This is a genomic window from Bernardetia sp. Wsw4-3y2, assembly GCF_037126295.1.
GTDB lineage: Bacteria > Bacteroidota > Bacteroidia > Cytophagales > Bernardetiaceae > Bernardetia.
In genome coordinates this window covers 532,963-550,992 of record NZ_CP147018.1, presented here as the reverse complement: position 1 = coordinate 550,992, position 18,030 = coordinate 532,963, and the positions used below count along the sequence as shown (strand labels likewise).

10 protein-coding genes are annotated in these 18,030 nt (G+C 32.4%); 7 read left to right on the top strand and 3 right to left on the bottom strand.

Annotated features, from left to right (window positions below):
* The first annotated feature begins 3 nt into the window (after positions 1 to 3).
* The 4 genes from V9L05_RS23725 to V9L05_RS23710 all read left to right on the top strand — a co-directional run bounded on the left by V9L05_RS23725 (position 4) and on the right by V9L05_RS23710 (position 6,680).
* A complete protein-coding gene (locus tag V9L05_RS23725; RefSeq protein WP_338790647.1) occupies positions 4 to 1,167 on the top strand; it encodes an efflux RND transporter periplasmic adaptor subunit in 1,164 nt (387 codons plus the stop codon).
* Between the two features lie 91 nt (positions 1,168 to 1,258).
* A complete protein-coding gene (locus V9L05_RS23720) occupies positions 1,259 to 4,768 on the top strand; it encodes an efflux RND transporter permease subunit (RefSeq protein WP_338815581.1) in 3,510 nt (1,169 codons plus the stop codon).
* Between the two features lie 149 nt (positions 4,769 to 4,917).
* The gene (locus V9L05_RS23715; RefSeq protein ID WP_338790645.1) at positions 4,918 to 5,493 is read left to right on the top strand and encodes a Crp/Fnr family transcriptional regulator; all 576 of its coding nucleotides are present in this window, start codon (positions 4,918 to 4,920) and stop codon (positions 5,491 to 5,493) included.
* 83 nt (positions 5,494 to 5,576) lie between these two features.
* Complete coding sequence (locus V9L05_RS23710; RefSeq protein WP_338815580.1) at positions 5,577 to 6,680, top strand: SMP-30/gluconolactonase/LRE family protein; 1,104 nt, start codon at positions 5,577 to 5,579, stop codon at positions 6,678 to 6,680.
* A 1,059-nt stretch (positions 6,681 to 7,739) separates the two neighbouring features.
* Here V9L05_RS23710 and V9L05_RS23705 read toward each other — a convergent pair.
* Together V9L05_RS23705 and secA are read right to left on the bottom strand one after the other, a co-directional pair.
* Positions 7,740 to 8,348, bottom strand: a complete 609-nt coding sequence (locus V9L05_RS23705; RefSeq protein WP_338815579.1) for a macro domain-containing protein — start codon at positions 8,346 to 8,348, stop codon at positions 7,740 to 7,742.
* Between the two features lie 118 nt (positions 8,349 to 8,466).
* Entirely contained in the window at positions 8,467 to 11,883 is a 3,417-nt protein-coding gene (secA, locus tag V9L05_RS23700) for a preprotein translocase subunit SecA (protein ID WP_338815578.1), read from the bottom strand.
* Between the two features lie 475 nt (positions 11,884 to 12,358).
* On the opposite strand from secA, the gene V9L05_RS23695 reads away from it, so the two are divergent.
* Both V9L05_RS23695 and V9L05_RS23690 read left to right on the top strand, forming a co-directional pair.
* Complete coding sequence (locus V9L05_RS23695) at positions 12,359 to 13,801, top strand: PAS domain-containing protein (RefSeq protein WP_338815577.1); 1,443 nt, start codon at positions 12,359 to 12,361, stop codon at positions 13,799 to 13,801.
* A gap of 149 nt (positions 13,802 to 13,950) precedes the next feature.
* On the top strand, positions 13,951 to 15,327 hold the full coding sequence (locus V9L05_RS23690) for an alkaline phosphatase D family protein (protein ID WP_338815576.1): 1,377 nt from the start codon (positions 13,951 to 13,953) through the stop codon (positions 15,325 to 15,327).
* A 174-nt stretch (positions 15,328 to 15,501) separates the two neighbouring features.
* On the opposite strand, the gene V9L05_RS23685 is transcribed toward V9L05_RS23690, so the two are convergent.
* Positions 15,502 to 16,269, bottom strand: a complete 768-nt coding sequence (locus V9L05_RS23685) for a lipoprotein signal peptidase (protein WP_338815575.1) — start codon at positions 16,267 to 16,269, stop codon at positions 15,502 to 15,504.
* Between the two features lie 334 nt (positions 16,270 to 16,603).
* On the opposite strand from V9L05_RS23685, the gene V9L05_RS23680 reads away from it, so the two are divergent.
* Positions 16,604 to 17,929: a hypothetical protein gene (locus V9L05_RS23680; protein ID WP_338815574.1), complete on the top strand. Its 1,326-nt coding sequence runs from the start codon at positions 16,604 to 16,606 to the stop codon at positions 17,927 to 17,929.
* Positions 17,930 to 18,030: the final 101 nt, after the last annotated feature.

The window sequence follows — 18,030 nt, the reverse complement described above, 5'->3', positions numbered from 1 at the left end:
TCAATGAAAAAATATTCTAATAAAATCAGTTACCTATTTTTCTTTGTAGCTATTCTCTCTCTTTCTTTCCTTTCTTCTTGTGGAGAAAAAGAACCAAAAACGCCTGAAGAAAAAAAGGCTGCTTTAGAGAAAAAACGTAGTGAACTAATGGAACTTCAAGGCGAAATTGCTCAACTTGAAGATGCACTAGGAGAAGCAGCAAAAAAAGAAAATCCTTCAAAATTGGTAGAATCAATGCCAGTAAAATCTGAAACTTTCAACCATTATATTGAAGTACAGGGAACAGTAGAGTCTGATAAAAATGTCACTATTTTGCCTGAAATGCCAGCAACAATTATGTCTTTGAAAGTAAAAGAAGGCGATAGAGTTTCGGCAGGACAAGTAATTGCAACCCTTGATGCAGGAACTTTTAACAAACAAGTAGCAGAACTTGAAACACAACTTTCACTTGCTACAACAGTTTATGAGAAAAGAAAACGCCTTTGGGAACAAAAAATAGGTTCAGAAATCGAATACCTACAATCTCAAAATCAAAAAGAAAGTTTGGAAAACAGCATTGCAACACTCAAACAACAGATGCGTAAAAGTGTAGTTACATCTCCTATTTCGGGAACGATTGATGAAGTCTATGCAAAACAAGGTGAACTAGCAAATCCTGCTATGCCAATTGCTCGTGTTATCAATGTTTCTGATGTGCAGCTTGTAGCTGATGTTTCTGAAAATTATCTTTCTGCTGTCAAAAAAGGTGATAAAGTAAAAATCTTCTTTAGTGCTTTAGGAACAGAAATGGAACAAAAAGTAACTTTTGTAGGACAAACAATCAATACTGCAAACCGTACTTTTAAAGTTCAGATTGACCTTCCAAATAAAAATGGAGCTATCAAACCAAATCTTGTTGGAACAGTTAAAATCAATGATTTTCAAGCAGAAGGAGCAATTACAGTTCCTACTAATTTGATTCAGATTGGAACAGATGGAAGCAAATTTTTATATGTTGTTAAAGAGGAAGCTGGAAAAAAAGTAGCTAAAAAAGTAGTCGTAAAAACAGGAATGTCGTATGAAGGTTCAACTGTTGTAACTGAAGGACTTTCTGCCAATGACCAAGTAATCATCAAAGGGTATAATGAAGTAGTGGACGGAGAAAATGTTCGTTTCATTAAATCATAAAAATAAAAAAATGTAACCTCGTTGACGGCTTCATTTGAGTCTCAACGACGGTTAATCAAATAAAATTCAAACTCATTAACAACCAAAAACAATGAGCGAAACAAAACCAGACTTAAATAAAAAACCAGAACCTCAGCAAGACCCAAAATTCGAAATTTTTGGCTTGTCGAAGTTCTCTCTCAAAAACTCTACAAGTGTATTTATTATCACTATCCTTTTTGTAGTAGCAGGGATTTTCTCATACATTGTTATGCCCAAAGAGCAGTTTCCAGAAATTGTTATGCCGACGGTTTACGTCCAGACAGTTTATCCAGGTAACTCTCCTATTGATATAGAAAACCTTATTACTCGTCCGATAGAAAAAGAATTAAAATCTCTAAAAGGAGTAAAGAAAATTTCTTCTACTTCGGTTCAAGATGCTTCGGCTGTCATTATTGAATTTAATGAAGATGTAGAAGTTTCGGATGCAGTCTTGGATGTAAAAGATGCTGTTGATAAAGCTAAAAAGGATTTGCCTAAAGATTTAGACCAAGATCCAAATGTTTTGGAAGTAGATTTTTCTGAAATTCCGATTATGGAAATCAATCTCTCAGGAGATTTCGAACAAGCAAAACTCAAAGAATACGCAGAATACTTACAAGACGAATTAGAAGAGCTTTCACAAGTTTCAGAAGCTGTAATTACAGGTGATAGAGATAGAGAAGTTCAAATCAATGCAGATATTTATAAAATGGCTGCTCGTAAAGTGTCTTTTCAAGATATAGAAAATGCTATTATTTCTGAAAACCTAACGGCTTCGGGTGGCGATGTTCTGACGGAAGGTTATCGTCGTTCTCTTCGTGTAGTTGGTGAGTTTAAAGATGTAAGTCAGCTGAATGGAATTATTGTAAAATCTGAGAATAATGAACCTATTTATTTGAAGGAAGTTGCAGAAGTAAAAGATTCGTATGTTGAACGCTCTAGTTATGCTCGTCTTGCAACAGGAAATAATTTTGAAGAAAAAGGAAGTCTTCCAGTAATTTCTTTAAAAGTAAAAAAGCGTAGTGGCGAAAACTTAATTGATGCTGCTTATGAAATTAAAGAAATTTTGAAAAAAGCACAAGGTTCTCATTTTCCATCTACATTAGATGTTACGATTGTAAATGACCAATCTGAAAATATGGAAATGCAGATTGCCAACCTTCAAAACAACATTATTTCAGGTGTTATTTTGGTAGTTGTGGTATTACTTTTCTTTATGGGACTTCGCAATGCGCTTTTAGTAGGTGTTGCCATTCCACTATCAATGCTTATTTCCTTTATGATTCTGAATCTAGTAGGAATTAGTATCAATATTGTTGTTTTGTTTGCGCTTATTTTGGCTCTCGGAATGCTTGTAGATAATGCCATTGTAGTAATTGAGAATACTTTCAGATTTATGGAAGAAGGTTATTCTGCTAAAAAAGCTGCTGTTATGGGTGTGAGTGAAGTAGCTTGGCCAATCATTAGCTCTACAGCTACAACATTAGCAGCCTTTGTTCCTCTTGCTTTTTGGGGTGGAATTATGGGAGAATTTTTGAAATATATGCCTATTACACTTATTGTTGTTCTATCTTCTTCACTTTTTGTAGGATTAGTTATTAATCCTGTTTTCTCGGCTTACTTTATGAAAGTAGAAGGAGTAAATAAAAAAGGGATAAAAGTATGGCTAATTGTGGGTATTGTTACAATGATTTTAGCTGCTATCGGATACGTATTTGTTGTTTCAACAAGTGCTACTAATTATACACTTCCTAACTTACTTGTTACTTTTGGCTCAATCATTTTCTTAAATATCTATTTCCTTACACCTGCATCAGATTGGTTTCAGAACAAATTATTAGTTCGTTTGGAAAGAATCTATATGCGTATTTTGCGTTACCTTTTAAAAGGCTCTCGTCCTTACCTTCTCACCATAGGAATGTTTCTTTTATTAGTATTCAGTTTTGTTTTGGTAGGAAATGTTGGACTTAAAACAAGTCTATTCCCTAGTAGTGACCCTCTTTTTGTTTATATGTATGTAGAAGCTCCTTTGGGAACAGACATCAAAACAACAAATGAGTTTGCTGAAACAATTGAAAAGAAAGCCTATAAAGTTCTTGCTCCTTATGATGAAATAATTAAATCAATTGGTGTAAATGTAGGTGAAGAGTCGGGTGACCCTCAAGATAACTTTGGTAGAAGTGGTGCAACACCTCATAAAGCACGTATTGCAGTTGCTTTTTATGAATTCCAATACAGAAAAGGAATCAGCACTTCGGATATTATGAAAGAACTTTCTACTGAAATGAAAACAATTCCAGGGGTAAAAATCAAAACGGACAAAAACCGTGAAGGACCTCCTGTTGGAAAGCCTGTAAATATCGAAATTTCGGGAGTAGAATATGATGTTTTGGTAAAAGAAGCCGAAAAAGTAAAACAAATGATTGAAGATGCAGGCATCCAAGGACTTGACAATCTTGTTGTTGAAGCTGAAACTGGAAAACCTGAACTTATCCTTACCATTGATAGAGAAAAAGCTCGTTTGTTTGGTCTTTCTACAAGTCAAGTAGCTATGACACTCAGAACAGCTATTTTTGGAAAAGAAATTTCGAAATACAAAGATGGTGATGATGATTTTCCTATTCAACTTCGCTTACAAGACAAATACCGTTATAATATTTCAGCTCTGATGAATCAGGTAATTACGTTTAGAGATAATCGTGGTACATATCATCAAATTCCAATTTCTGCGATTGCTAAGATTGATTATAGTTCGTCGTATGGCTCGGTTCGTCGTAAAGACCTTGACCGTATGGTAGCTGTAAGTTCTGGAGTTGTGGAAGGATATAATGCAAATGAAATTGTAGCACAAATCAAATTGCTTATCAAAAGTCATAAATTACCAGAAGGGTATAGCATTAAACTTACAGGAGAGCAAGAAGAGCAAGCCAAATCAATGGCATTTTTGGCAAAAGCGATGCTAATTGCCGTTTCTGCTATTTCGCTTATCTTGGTTTCTCAGTTCAACTCTATCATCAAGCCATTTATTATTATGGGTTCTGTACTCTTTAGTATGACAGGTGTAATGTTAGGTTTGGTAATTTTCCAAATGGATTTCATTATCATCATGACAGGAATCGGTATTATTTCATTGGCTGGTGTTGTTGTAAATAATGCGATTGTACTGATTGATTATACCGACCAAGTTCGTGCAAAACGAAAAGAAGAACTAGGACTTGATGAAGAAGAACATTTGCCTGCTGCTGAATTTTTGGAATGTATCATTAAAGCAGGTTATACTCGTCTTCGCCCTGTACTTCTGACAGCAATTACAACTGTTTTGGGACTTATTCCATTAGCAACAGGTATGAACATAGATTTTGCAAAACTCTATGCGAATTTTAATCCTGATTTTTATATGGGAGGCGATAATGCAACTTTTTGGGGACCAATGGCGTGGGCTGTTATCTTCGGTTTGGTATTCGCAACTTTCCTTACACTTGTAGTTGTGCCTGCAATGTATTTGATGGCTGACCAACTTTCTGAAAAGATTAGTCCAAGCGCAAAATCTACCGTTATTGCAGAACGAAAAGAGGATTAAGAATAATTGATTTTCTATAAAATTTAAAAGCCTATTCATTTTTAGAAATGGATAGGCTTTGTTTGTGTTAAGGCTACTTAATTTATTTTTTTCTAAATTCGAATAACTATCAAACCTATTGTATTCAAAATCTCAATAAACATAATAATATGGAAGAGCTTCGTACCTACTTAAATCAATACTTCAAAATAAATGAATCAGAATGGAATCTATTACAGGCTATCATTCAAAATCAAAAGTTTGACACAAAACAATTACTTGTTCAATCAGGACAAGTTTCAAAATATATTTACTTTATTAGAAGTGGGCTTCTGCGTGTTTTTCACTTAAATAAAGGAAAAGAAATATCTACTTATTTTGCTTGTGATGGACAATTCATTTCCACATTTGAAAGTCTAATTACTCAAAAACCTTCTACTGAATATTTGGAAACCATTGAAGCCACAGAGGTATATGCTATTTCATATAAAAAACTGATTGATTTATATGAGCAAAATCCTAAATTTGAAAAAATTGGACGCATGTTAGCAGAACAAAATTATTTGTGTATAAAAAACAGAACCTATAATTTTCAAACCCAAACAGCTAAAGAAAGATATTTGGAGTTTATAAATACCTATCATCAAAAAATTATTCAACGTGTTCCTCAAAAACAATTAGCCAGCTATTTAGGAATTGAAGCCGAATCGTTAAGCCGAATTAGGGGTCAGTTTCTCATTACTTAACAAATGTCAATGCAAATGAAAATTTAAAGAGAGAAGTTTGTAATTCTATTATTTACTTCATTCAACTTTAAATCATTTGTATTATGAACAAGAAAAAAATTATTTTTAGCCTCCCTGTTGTACTATTATTACTCTTTTTAGTCAATTTTATTTTTCAAGCCTGTTCTCTAAACCCCAATGCTTGGAAACCTGCCAAAGTTCCTGATTTTGAAGGAAAACTTGCCAAAAATGAAATTTTACAATCTACTCAATGGATAGATTTAGACGGTTGGTATGGCTCAGAAGATATTGCAGTTGATAAAGAAGGGAATTTATATTGTGGCGTACATCGCAAAAAAACAGACTTTTCTGATGGTGCAATTCTAAAAATAGATACTACTGGAAAAGTAGCCATTTTTTGTAAAACAAATTCTTGGATTACGGGCTTGCACTTTGATAAAAATGAAAATTTGATAGCTTGTGATATAGAAAGAGGTTTAATTAGTGTCGATAAAGAAGGTAAAATAACTGTTTTGGCTTCTAAAAATGAAAAAGGAGAGCCTTTTTTGATTCCCAATGATGTAGATATTGCTGATGACGGAATTATTTATTTTTCCAATACCTCTTCTAAAACACATTTTTCGCCTCGTAATGTTCGTAAAATCATATTAGAAATGCAACCTGATGGAGGATTATATTCCTACAATCCTAAAACTAAAACAGTCCAAACATTAATAGATGGAGCTTTTTTTGGAAATGGAGTAGCTCTTTCAAAAGATAATGATTTTGTATTGATGGTTGATTTAGCCAAATACAGAATAGTCCGTTATTGGTTGAAAGGAGAAAAACAAGGAACAATAGATATTTTTATAGATAATTTGATAGGATTTCCTAACGGAATTGCAAGACGAAAAGATGGTTCGTTTTGGTTAGGATTTACAACCAAACGAAATGAGCTTTTAGATAATTTGCATCCTTATACAGGAAAGAAAAAAATGCTTTATGGTGTTCCTTTATGGCTTCAACCCAAACAAGAGCCTTTTGGAATTGTGATGAATATAAGTGAAGAAGGCAAAATTCTGAGTGTGTTTTATGATACAACGGGCGAAAAAGTCTCAGAAGCAAGTTCTGTTGAAGAACATAATGGTTATTTATATTTGGGAGGAGATTTGGTAAATCATATTGGGAAATTTAAGTTACCTAAATAGTGATAAATAGTTTTCATAGTTAAAATGAAAGTCTATTTATTTTTTTTAGATGACTAGGCTTTTTTGTTTGACTATTTCTATAAATAAATCATTTATTCAAAACACTTTCTATTAAATATCTTTATGTACTTGCTTTCGATGTATGAAGCAGTATAATAAAAAAGTAATGAAACTAGAAATACTGGAGGTGCATAACTCATAAAAAACAGTATTATCATTATTATATCAACTGGAATAAGGGCAAGAGATACCCAATATATGTATCTCTTTTTCCGATAAAAGTTATGTCCTTTTATTAAATGTGAAGCGTTATCATGATAAATATTAAATATAGCAGCAAAATTAGACCAATGCCAATTTGAAGTGGGACTACTGTAAATTGGTGCTATTTTACTGTGTAGTTCATCTTGTATATCCGAACAAGTTTTGCAGCTTTCTTTCTCTATATAATGATTAAGTATAATCATAAATTTTGCTATCCGACGATAACCCCTTATGCTAGTACCCTTCTTATTTGAGGCTTTCTGAACTTCATTTAATTTGTGTAAGATATATTCGTGCTTTTCCATAATTTAATTTAATAAAGATATTTTGCTCTTTATTGTTTTTTGCTCATAATATTAAGATGATTTTTCTGTATAAATGATTGTTGTATAAGAGATAGATAGGATAATAATTTTAAGACAAAAGACTAAGCTCCCATACTGCTGCTCAGAAAGCTTCAGAAGGATAGGAAGATTACTCAACAAAAAACTTATATAGATTAGAATGAAATAATTTATGAGTTTGAATTTTGTAACATACTTCAGAGAAACCAAAAAAAAGAGAACACACAAATCAAAGGTGAATATAATGCCAATACTTAACCCTACTCCTAAAAGCGAAGTAAAAAGATAGACTATTCCAGAGTTTGCATAGCCAAGCATTATACCAATTACTGGTAAAATATATGTGGAAGCTAAAATTAAAATTATTGTGAATAACAATAATAGTAGATTTTCTAAAGTGCGTAGTTTTTTTAAAATATTCATACTCAATCAGCTATTTATAGGTAAATTTTCAAAACAAATTCCCTCCAAAAATAATTTCTTTCTGACGCTCAGAAGCATAATTCCAGTCTATTCTTGAAGGAGGATTTTTAAAGTTTTTGTAAGCAAGTTGCATTTGTCTAGCAGCTTCTTCTTCTAGAACTTTTCCTGTGGCTGTTCCTAATCCACAACAAGCTATTGTATTTATTTTAATGTTATTTTCTTTATTGTTGTTATGCTGATGAACACTCAAAAGTAGTGCAAACATGGCTTTATAAACATTATCAGTTCTAGAAATAGTTAGTGGAACTCTCATTGTAGGTGTATGAGCAATAAATGGATGTTTATTGTGATTAGTTTCCACAATCATTGATGTTCCAACAGGTTGTTCGTCTCTATATTCTTTTATGATTCTTTGCTGAACTCGTTTTTCTAAATCTTGTCCAAAATATTTTATTATAGCATAATCTACTCCTCCATCCATTAGACCAAACGAATTGGCAGCACTAACCATACAATCAAATTCTTCTAACACTTCAAAATATCCATTTATAATTTCTACTTCTTCATAACTTTCGAATGATTTTTTCCATTCGTTACAAAGAACAGGATTTGGGTCAATTAGAATTAGTTTTTTCATAGAATTAAAAGATAAATTAGTTACTAAAAAAGCAACTCCATTTATTGAAGTTGCTTTTTTATATTTAAAATGTAAATGTTAGAGTATAAATACAAAATACGCTAAAGCATATTCTACATTAAATTATTACGCATTCTCCATTGCGTACATCACTCATTACACTTTTATATTTTCCTTGTTTTACTTGTCCATTTTTATAACGAACTGTAACAACATCATTTCTTCCAGGTTCTTGTGAAACTGTTCTTGGAGCAGTAGGAGCTATATTTTGCTGCGTTCCGTGCGCTCTTTGATTGTCGCTTGTTGTATCAACTTCTTCTGCACGATTTACAGCCATCTGTTGTTTCGCTTCTTGTTCTCTACGCATCTGCATTTCTAACTGACGACGTTGAGCATTTTGAAGAGCTTGTAATTCTTCTGGATCAGGTTCATGAAGTTTTGCACGAGAAAGGAAAGACGTGATTTCTTGGTTAATTTCATCTAAAAGTGACCTAAATAATTGGAAGGCTTCCATTTTATAGATAACCAATGGATCTTTTTGTTCGAAACGAGCCATTTGTACTTGCTGTCTCAAATCATCCATGTTTCTCAAATGTTCTTTCCAAAGATTATCAATGATAGAAAGTACCATTGTTTGTTCTAAAGTAGCAACAAGATTTGCACCTTTTTTCTCAATTGTTTCCTCAATATTGACAGGCATCTGAACCATTCTACGTTGGTCAGTAATAGGAATAATTATATCTCTTGCATTTCCTCCACGTTCTGCAAATATGTTTTCTAAAGTAGGAACTACCTTTGCTGCAATATCTTTATTTTTCTGACGATACGCATTATAGGCTTCTTCATAAAGACGTTGAGAAAGAGTTTGATCATTTAGAGATTGGAATTCAGATTTTGTAATTTCTGTCTGGATTCCTAAAAGAGAAAATACTTCTAAATGGAATGATTCAAAATCTCCTTTATAAATCTGTACTAATTGATCTGATACTTTTGCAAAAATAAGCATAATATCTAATTCCAAACGCTCACCAAAAAGAGCATTACGACGACGTTTGTAAATAACTTCTCTTTGCTGATTCATTACATCATCATACTCAAGAAGGTTTTTACGAGAGCCAAAGTGATTTTCTTCTACTTTACGCTGTGCATTTTCAATAGATTTGGTAATCATAGAATGCTGAATTACTTCACCTTCTTCTAATCCCAATCTATCCATAATTTTGGCAATTCTGTCAGAACCAAACATACGCATCAATGGATCTTCCAAAGAAACAAAAAACTGCGAGATACCAACATCACCCTGACGACCAGCACGACCACGTAACTGTCTATCAACACGACGAGAATCATGACGCTCTGTTCCAATAATAGCTAGTCCACCTGCTTTTTTAGACTCTGGAGAAAGTTTAATATCCGTTCCACGTCCTGCCATGTTAGTTGCAATCGTAACATTTCCTGAAATACCTGCTTTTGCAACAATTTCAGATTCTTTTTGGTGTTGTTTTGCATTCAGAACTTCATGTGGAATCTTACGCATTTGAAGCATTCTACTCAAAATTTCCGAATTTTCTACTGAAGTTGTACCTACAAGAACAGGTCTTCCTTGTTGTACAGAATGCTGAATTTCATCAGCTACAGCATTATATTTTTCACGAACTGAACGGAAAATTTTATCCTGTCTGTCATCTCTTTGGATAGGACGGTTGGTAGGAACAATCACAACATCAAGTTTATAGATTTCCCAAAACTCTGTTGCCTCTGTTTCGGCTGTACCTGTCATACCAGAAAGACGGTAGTACATACGGAAATAGTTTTGAAGTGTAACTGTTGCATAGGTTTGTGTTGCATCTTCAATTTCTACACTTTCTTTTGCTTCTAAGGCTTGATGCAGACCGTCAGAATAACGACGACCATCCATAATACGCCCTGTTTTTTCATCTACAATTTTTACTTTATCTTCCATCACTACATAATCAACATCTTTTTCAAAAAGCGTATAGGCTTTCAAAAGTTGTGTTACAGTATGAATACGTGATGTTTTGATAGAGTAATCAGTAAGTAATCTCTCTTTGGTTTCTAGCTTTTCTTTATCTGTGAGGTCTTTATCATTGTCTATACGAGCAATTTTTGTAGCAACATCAGGAAGAATAAAGAAACGAGGGTCTTCTCCATCTCTTGTAATGGCTTGAGTTCCTTTTTCTGTAAGCTGAACCTTATTTTGTTTTTTCTCCACAAAGAAATATAAAGGTTCATCAGCTTCAGGCATACGACGAGCATTATCTGCTAAATATTCGTTTTCCGTTTTTTGAAGTAAAGCCTTCATTCCTGCTTCACTCAAAAACTTAATCAAAGGCTTATATTCAGGAAGACCTCTAAAGGCTCTAAAAAGCGATAAGCCACCTTCTTTCTCATTTCCTGCTTTTATTTTTTGTTTAGCATCTTGCAAGAAATCTTGAGCTAACTTACGTTGAAGTCCAACTAATTTTTCAATACGAGGTTTGAAAATATCATATTCTTGTGTTCCTGCATCTTGAACAGGACCAGAAATAATAAGAGGGGTACGAGCATCATCAATCAACACAGAGTCTACCTCATCAATCATGGCAAAGTAATGTCCACGTTGAACAAGTTCTTCAGTTTCACGAGCCATATTATCACGCAAATAATCAAAACCAAATTCGTTATTTGTACCATAAGTGATATCTGCTGCGTAAGCTCTTCTTCTTGCTTCAGTGTTTGGCTGATGTTTGTCGATACAATCAACCATCATTTCATGAAACTCAAAAATAGGTGCAACCCATTCAGAATCTCGTTTTGCAAGATAATCATTTACTGTAATTACATGAACTCCTTTTCCTGACAAAGCACGCAAGAAAGCTGGAAGAGTAGCCACTAATGTTTTACCTTCTCCAGTTGCCATTTCCGAAATTCTGCCTTCATAAAGCACCACACCACCCATAATTTGGACATCGTAATGAACCATATTCCACTCAATTTCTTGCCCCATGGCTGTCCATTTGTTGTGCCATGTAACAGTTGCATTATCTCCTTCTCCTGTAATTTCAATTTCGTTATTATAACGTCCTTCTTGTTGTCTTTTTTGTATAATTCTACGGTCGTGGTCAGTTGCTTTTACAGTAATTTTCTTATTTTCTGTAAAACGTCTAGCTGTATCCTTTACGATAGCAAAAACAGTTGGCAAAACTTTATCTAATACTTCATCTAACTTAACATTTCTATCTTTTTCTAATTTATCTATTTGTACAAATATTTTTTCTTTTGCGTTGATGTCCATTTCTGGGTCATCTGCAATTTGCTTTTTAAATTCTGTAATTTCAGCATCTATTTTTGATACGTATTCATTTATCTCTGCTCTCACATCACGAGTTTTTGCTCTTAACTGATCGTCTGTCAATCCATGAAGTTGTTTGTATTCTTGGTTTACTTGTTCTACGTAAGGAATGAGTTTTTTGCGATCTCGTTCCGATTTTGTACCGAATACTTTTGCGACCACATTTGTAATTGAGTTAAACATAATATTTTATATAGTTCGTATTGATTGCTTATTAATATAGCTGCTGTTAAATAGCTCTTTTGTGTTTTGCCGTTTTGCAGATGCTTTTCTATCTAAGTCAAAAATTAAGCAAAGGCGTTTTTTTGTCCAAATTTTACTCATTTTTTATTTAAAATGAATAAAAAAGGGTAAATGATAAACTAAGACCGACAAAATGGCAGAATCTATTGATTTATAATAACATACAAAGTTACGAATCTGAAAGGGAATTTGCAATTTTGAAAGAAGTATCAATTCAAGTGAATTTTCTCTAATAACCTAGTTATTTTTCTTAAAAAAAGACGCTATTAAATGTCCCTGTAAAGCAATTATAAGTATTTTCAATAAAATGTCTTTTACAAAAAAATTATAATCAGCTAAATAAAGGAAAACAAAAAATTGATTTTGTTTGTTGAATCTCAATACTTACGTAATTACGTTCTCTAAAATTATTCGTATGTTCGATAAAACATCGGAACAAGAACGTTTGAATATTCTGAATAAATATCAAATATTAGATACTCCTGCTGATAGTGCATTTGACAGAATTACTAAACTTGCCGTTCAACTATTTAATGTTCCTATTTCTATTATTTCTTTAGTCGATAAAGATAGAATTTGGTTTAAATCAATTGAAGGGTTAGATATAAAAGAAATTCCAAGAAAAAAAGGACTCTGTAGCTCAGCTATTCTTTCAGATGAAATTTATGAAATCCAAGATACAGCCACCCACCCAAATACGATAAATAATTCTTTGGTTTGTGGTGATTTTGGATTGCGTTTTTATGCTGCTGTACCTCTAAGAGTTGAAGGAAAGTATAATTTAGGTACAATTTGTATTTTGGATAAAACACCTCGTGTACTTACTACTAAAGAAAAGGAAATTCTCCAGTCTCTTGCCGATTTAGTTATTGAGCAACTTAAAACTCATTTATCAGCAAAAAAAGCTATCCAAATACAAGAATATACACTCAACATGCTTGATTCTCTTTATGAGAGTAGTAATTATTCAAAAAGCTTTATTGGTAAAGATTTAAGAATTATTCATACAAATCAAGTTACAAAAAATATATGTAAAATCGTTTTTGGAAAAGAACCAAAAAAAGGAGACTTTTTGCTAGATTTTATATTACCAGTATTTCAAGATGAATTTAAGCAATATTATGAAAGAGTATTAGCTGGAGAAACTATTGAAGTGGAGAAACATGAAGGAGAAAATTGGTGGCAGTTTAGATTACTTCCTGTCTATGATAAAAATACCGATATTATTGGAATTTCTCATAATTTAGAAGACATAACAAAATATAAAAATATAACTTCTCAAGCCAAAAAACTACAACATGATTTAGATATTCTTGCACAAAATTTTCCTGATGGTTCTATTTCATTAATAGATAAAAATATGATTGTTCTATATACAGGAGGACAAGGCTATAAGATGTATGATATTAATCCAAGGAACTTTTTTGGTAAACATGCAAGTGAAATGCTTCTTCCTCAGTTATATCGTAAATTACAAGAAGCTATTCCCAAAATTTGGCGAGGTCTTACCGTTTCGTATGAAGTAGATTATAAAGAGCAAGTATACTTAACAAAAATATCTCCTATACAGAATGAAGATAATCAAATAGAAACATTTGTGCTTGCTGTAACAGATATTACGGATCAAAAGCGAAAAGAGATTAGAATACAAAAGCAAAATGAGCGTTTGAAAGAAATAGCTTGGCAACAGTCTCACGAAGTTAGAAGACCTGTTGCAACTATTTTGGGATTAATGAATTTGATGAAAATGGAAAGTAATCAAGAAAACAAATTACTTTATTTAAGTTACTTGCAACATGAAGTCGAATTACTTGACAAAATCATTCAAAAAATAGTAGCTGTTACCAATGAAGAGTAAGAAACCAACTATCATTAATAAGAAATTAATCATTCTTTTTTAAAAAGATGCGTATTTTTACAGAAAATAATTATCTGTTATAACAAATCCCTTATCTAATGAACTTTTGTCAAAACACATCTCATAGAAAGCTGTTTTCTTTAACTTATTTGTCAATCGTATTTGCAATTATCTTTTCTACATCCTCTTTTGCTCAAGAAGAAGTTAAAAGTGCTTTAAAAACTGAATTTGTACAGTCAGGTCCTATGGTTGGGTATTCTGAAATGAGTGAAATTGGTCTTTGGGTACAAACCAAAAAAGCTGCAAAAGTACATATTGCTTATCGTCCAAAATTAAATCTAGCAACAGAAAAAGCTATTTCAGATGTACCCTTCCAATTTACAGAACCTATCCAAACGAACTCTCTAACAGCTTTTGTTGCAAAACCAGTTTTGAGAAATCTTGAGCATTCTACAAAATATGAATATAAAGTATTCATAAATGATAAAGAAGTTCCTTTTGAGTATGATTTGAAATGCCAAACTCAACTACTTTGGCAATACCGAACTGACCCACCAAAAATTAAATTTGCTTTTGGCTCTTGTGTGTATGTAAACGAACCTGAAGCTGACCGTCCTGGAAAAGGATATGGAAGTGAGTACGAAATTTTCACTTCTCTTTATAAAGAAAATGTTGATTTTATGGTTTGGGGTGGAGATAATACTTATTTACGTGACCCAGACTGGGGCAGTCGTTCGGGAATTATGCACCGTTATACACATACTCGTTCGCTTCCAGAAATGCAACCTCTTTTAGCAGGTATTCATAATTATGCTACTTGGGATGACCACGATTTTGGTCCTAATGACTCTGACTATACATTTGCTAATAAAGATATTACTACAGAAGCCTTTCAACTTTTTTGGCACAGCCAAAATACAAGTATTATAGAAGGGGCAAATAATGTAGTAAGCACTTTTACGTGGGGAGATGCACAGTTTTTTATGTTAGATAATCGTACTTTCAGACAAGCACAAGATTATGAAGCTGAAAATAAAAGTTATTTTGGCGAAAAACAGGTGCAGTGGCTTATTGAGTCTTTAGTTTCTAGTAAAGCTCCTTTTAAATTTGTGGTAGCTGGTGGACAGGTTTTAAATGAAAGTGCAATCTTTGAAAACTATGCAACCTACAAAGAAGAACGTCAGAAAGTATTGGATGCCATTCAAAAACAAAATATTGAAGGTGTAATTTTCCTGACAGGTGACCGTCATCATAGTGTAATTACTAAAATGGAACGTGAAAATGATTATCCTTTGTATGATATTACTTCTTCTTCCATTACAGCAGGTTCTGCCACACCAAAAGAAGACGAAAATCCGACAGCCATTAAAGAGTCATTTATTGTAGGAAAACACAATTACGCAGTCATTGAAATTGATGGAAAACGTAAAGAACGTATCCTGACAATTACTTATAAAGACAAAGATGGAAAAGATTTGTATTCACTTACCATCAAAGAAGACGAACTAAAACGAGCAAAGAAATAATTATTTGATTGTTTGTGTCGCTTCGCTAAAATACTAACAAGGGCATGGTGGCAGTTTGTAACATCACCAAATAATTAAGTAAAAATCAAAAATCCTGTAAAACGTAAACGATTTTACAGGATTTTTTTGTTCAAATAAATTATATTCAAAACAGTTTTTTCTTTGATTTAAAGACTAATTCTCTTTTTTAAAGTCTTCATTTATTTTATCTTCTTTTAAATCATTTTCTCCTGCTACAAAGATAGTTGTATCTTCATCAGATGTATCAGATATTTTATCTTCTTCTGTATTACTTGAGTTGTCTGTTCTAATTTCATCTTCTAAAGATTTTTCCACTTCTATTTCAACCACTTCTTCTTTTGGAAAGAAACGTTTTTGCCAAATCAAGATAATACAAACTCCTATAAAAATAGCTGCATCAGCGATATTAAAAATTGGAAAAAATGAGTAATGGTCGCCACCAACAAAAGGCAAATTATCAGGAAAATAGCCTGAAGCAATATCAAAATAAAACATATCGATTACTTGCCCATGAAACCAAGGATAAAAACTTGGTTCATTTTCGTACATAGCAACAGCATTTCCTTCTATAAAAACACCATAAAAAGTAGAATCTACAATATTTCCAAATGCTCCTCCTAAAATAAGAGCCATACTAAAAACAAAACCTTTTGGAGCATCACGCAATGCAGCACGAGCCATCACATAAGCAATTCCTATTCCTGCAAAAATTCTAAATACAGTCAGGATAAGTTTTCCATAATCAGAACCCAACGTAATACCAAATGCCATTCCAGGGTTGAGTGTATAATGAAGTTTGAACCAGTCGCCAAAAATCAGAATGTCTTCACCTAGAGAAAGTGTAGAATGAATATATAATTTGAGAGCTTGGTCAATAAGAATTACGCCTAGCGCAATAAGAAAATAAGGTAGGTATTTCATGTAATTTTTAGAAAATCAAAAAGTAATTTGGCGTGTATTAAAATCTAATTGATAGGCTACACGATCAGATTTGCAAAACGTAACTACAAATTTATTAAAAATGAAGCGTTTAATTAGTAAGACTTAACAAGTTTTAGCGACTAGAGTTATTAATTCTTATAAAAAAGCTAAAAAATACTGAAAAAATAAAGAAAGAATCTCTAAAAAAACTTTTTTACAGCATTTCAAAATGACTAATCTGTCTAAAAAGTCAAAAATTTCTTACTTTTGCAGCCTTGTAACATACACTTCGTATGTAAAATAAAAAAATAGTTTATTCAAAATAAAATCTATCATGAAATTTAAACATACATATCCTTATTTTCTATCAAAACTATTTTATACAGGAAGTTTTGTAGGGCTCGTTTTTTTGAGTAGCTGTTCTAGTTCTTCTAAATTAGAGGGCGAATGGGTGCGTTCAGATTACAAAAGTACACTTCAAGTTACAGATGAAAAAATAACTTTTGATAACATTACTGAAAGAGACTATGAAATTAATGAAAATACATTAAAAGTAATGGCTTATGGAATTGCTGATAGTTATCAATTTGATTTTAAAGGAGATACACTTTTTCTGACTAAAGGAAATTCAGTTCAAAAATTTATTCCAAAAGACAAAGCAAAATCAGATGAAGAACAAATAAAAGAGTTTTTAAAACCAGAAATTGAAAAAGCATTCAATCAAAAAATAACTGACTTACAACTAGAAAAAAAGCATTGGGGAGATATAAAACAAACTATTCATTTAGAAAAAACACCTTCTATTACTGATGATGAGTGGGTTTATCTAGCCAAAACTACTTTTGAAGATGCTGCAATGCCAACAGCAACTATTTTTGTGCGAGTTGGAAAAGATAAAATAGGTCTTTTAAAACCTATTTGGAAAGAGATTTTAGAGTCAAGTACAAAGCGTTATCTAATCCGATCAATGGGGATTCCTACTGAAAAAGTAAAACTTATTCCTACTGTAGGAAATGGATTTGATGTCATTGTTACAACTGACAATGGAAGTGAACTTCCTTTAACTCTTGATCCACAAACAGGTGTGTTTCCAAAGCAAGATAAAGCAGCAGTTTCAAGCTACTTTCAATATGTAATGAGAAAAAAATATGGCGTTAAAACAATAGAAAAGTTAAGTTTTGAAAAAGCAGAACAGAATAATTACGAAGGAAAAATGCTTCTTGAAAATGGAAATGAAGTAACTATTACATACACACAACAAGCAGGAATACAATTTCCTGACGTGAATGAAACAAATAAAAAACTACTCGCTCAACGCTTTTTAGAGAATGATTTGGAAACAAAACTACAAGTTGAAAGCGCACAAATAGTGAATAATTTTGTTCAACTTACTGTTAAAACTGAAAAAAATGAAAACTTGGTTGCTTTTGTGGATATAATTCGTGGTTGGTATCCTGAAAATACTTCTACTTCCCTTGCAACAACACTCCGTTATCGCATTGAGAAACATATAACAAATGGACTAAAAGTTAATTCCGTTTTGCTCAATCAGAAAGAAGAAAATAAATATGAAGGAACAGTCGATTATTCATCTGGTGCTGTAAACAAAATTGTTGTCGAACACAAAGGAACTAATTTTGCTTGGGAATTTGTAAAGTAAAAAGTCAATAAAAAACCCTCAAAATTCGATTTCTATAATCAGATTTTGAGGGTTTTTAGTTACTTAAAGTCTATATAAACAGGATTAAAATTCTTTTTAAT

Bases quoted from the DNA above. Each gene is read 5' to 3' on its own strand.
- V9L05_RS23680 (WP_338815574.1), top strand. From the start codon at position 16,604: ATGAAATTTAAACATACATATCCTTATTTTCTATCAAAACTATTTTAT.
- V9L05_RS23715 (WP_338790645.1), top strand. From the start codon at position 4,918: ATGGAAGAGCTTCGTACCTACTTAAATCAATACTTCAAAATAAATGAA.
- V9L05_RS23725 (WP_338790647.1), top strand. From the start codon at position 4: ATGAAAAAATATTCTAATAAAATCAGTTACCTATTTTTCTTTGTAGCT.
- V9L05_RS23685 (WP_338815575.1), bottom strand. From the start codon at position 16,269: ATGAAATACCTACCTTATTTTCTTATTGCGCTAGGCGTAATTCTTATT.
- secA (WP_338815578.1), bottom strand. From the start codon at position 11,883: ATGTTTAACTCAATTACAAATGTGGTCGCAAAAGTATTCGGTACAAAA.
- V9L05_RS23705 (WP_338815579.1), bottom strand. From the start codon at position 8,348: ATGAAAAAACTAATTCTAATTGACCCAAATCCTGTTCTTTGTAACGAA.
- V9L05_RS23710 (WP_338815580.1), top strand. From the start codon at position 5,577: ATGAACAAGAAAAAAATTATTTTTAGCCTCCCTGTTGTACTATTATTA.
- V9L05_RS23720 (WP_338815581.1), top strand. From the start codon at position 1,259: ATGAGCGAAACAAAACCAGACTTAAATAAAAAACCAGAACCTCAGCAA.
- V9L05_RS23695 (WP_338815577.1), top strand. From the start codon at position 12,359: ATGTTCGATAAAACATCGGAACAAGAACGTTTGAATATTCTGAATAAA.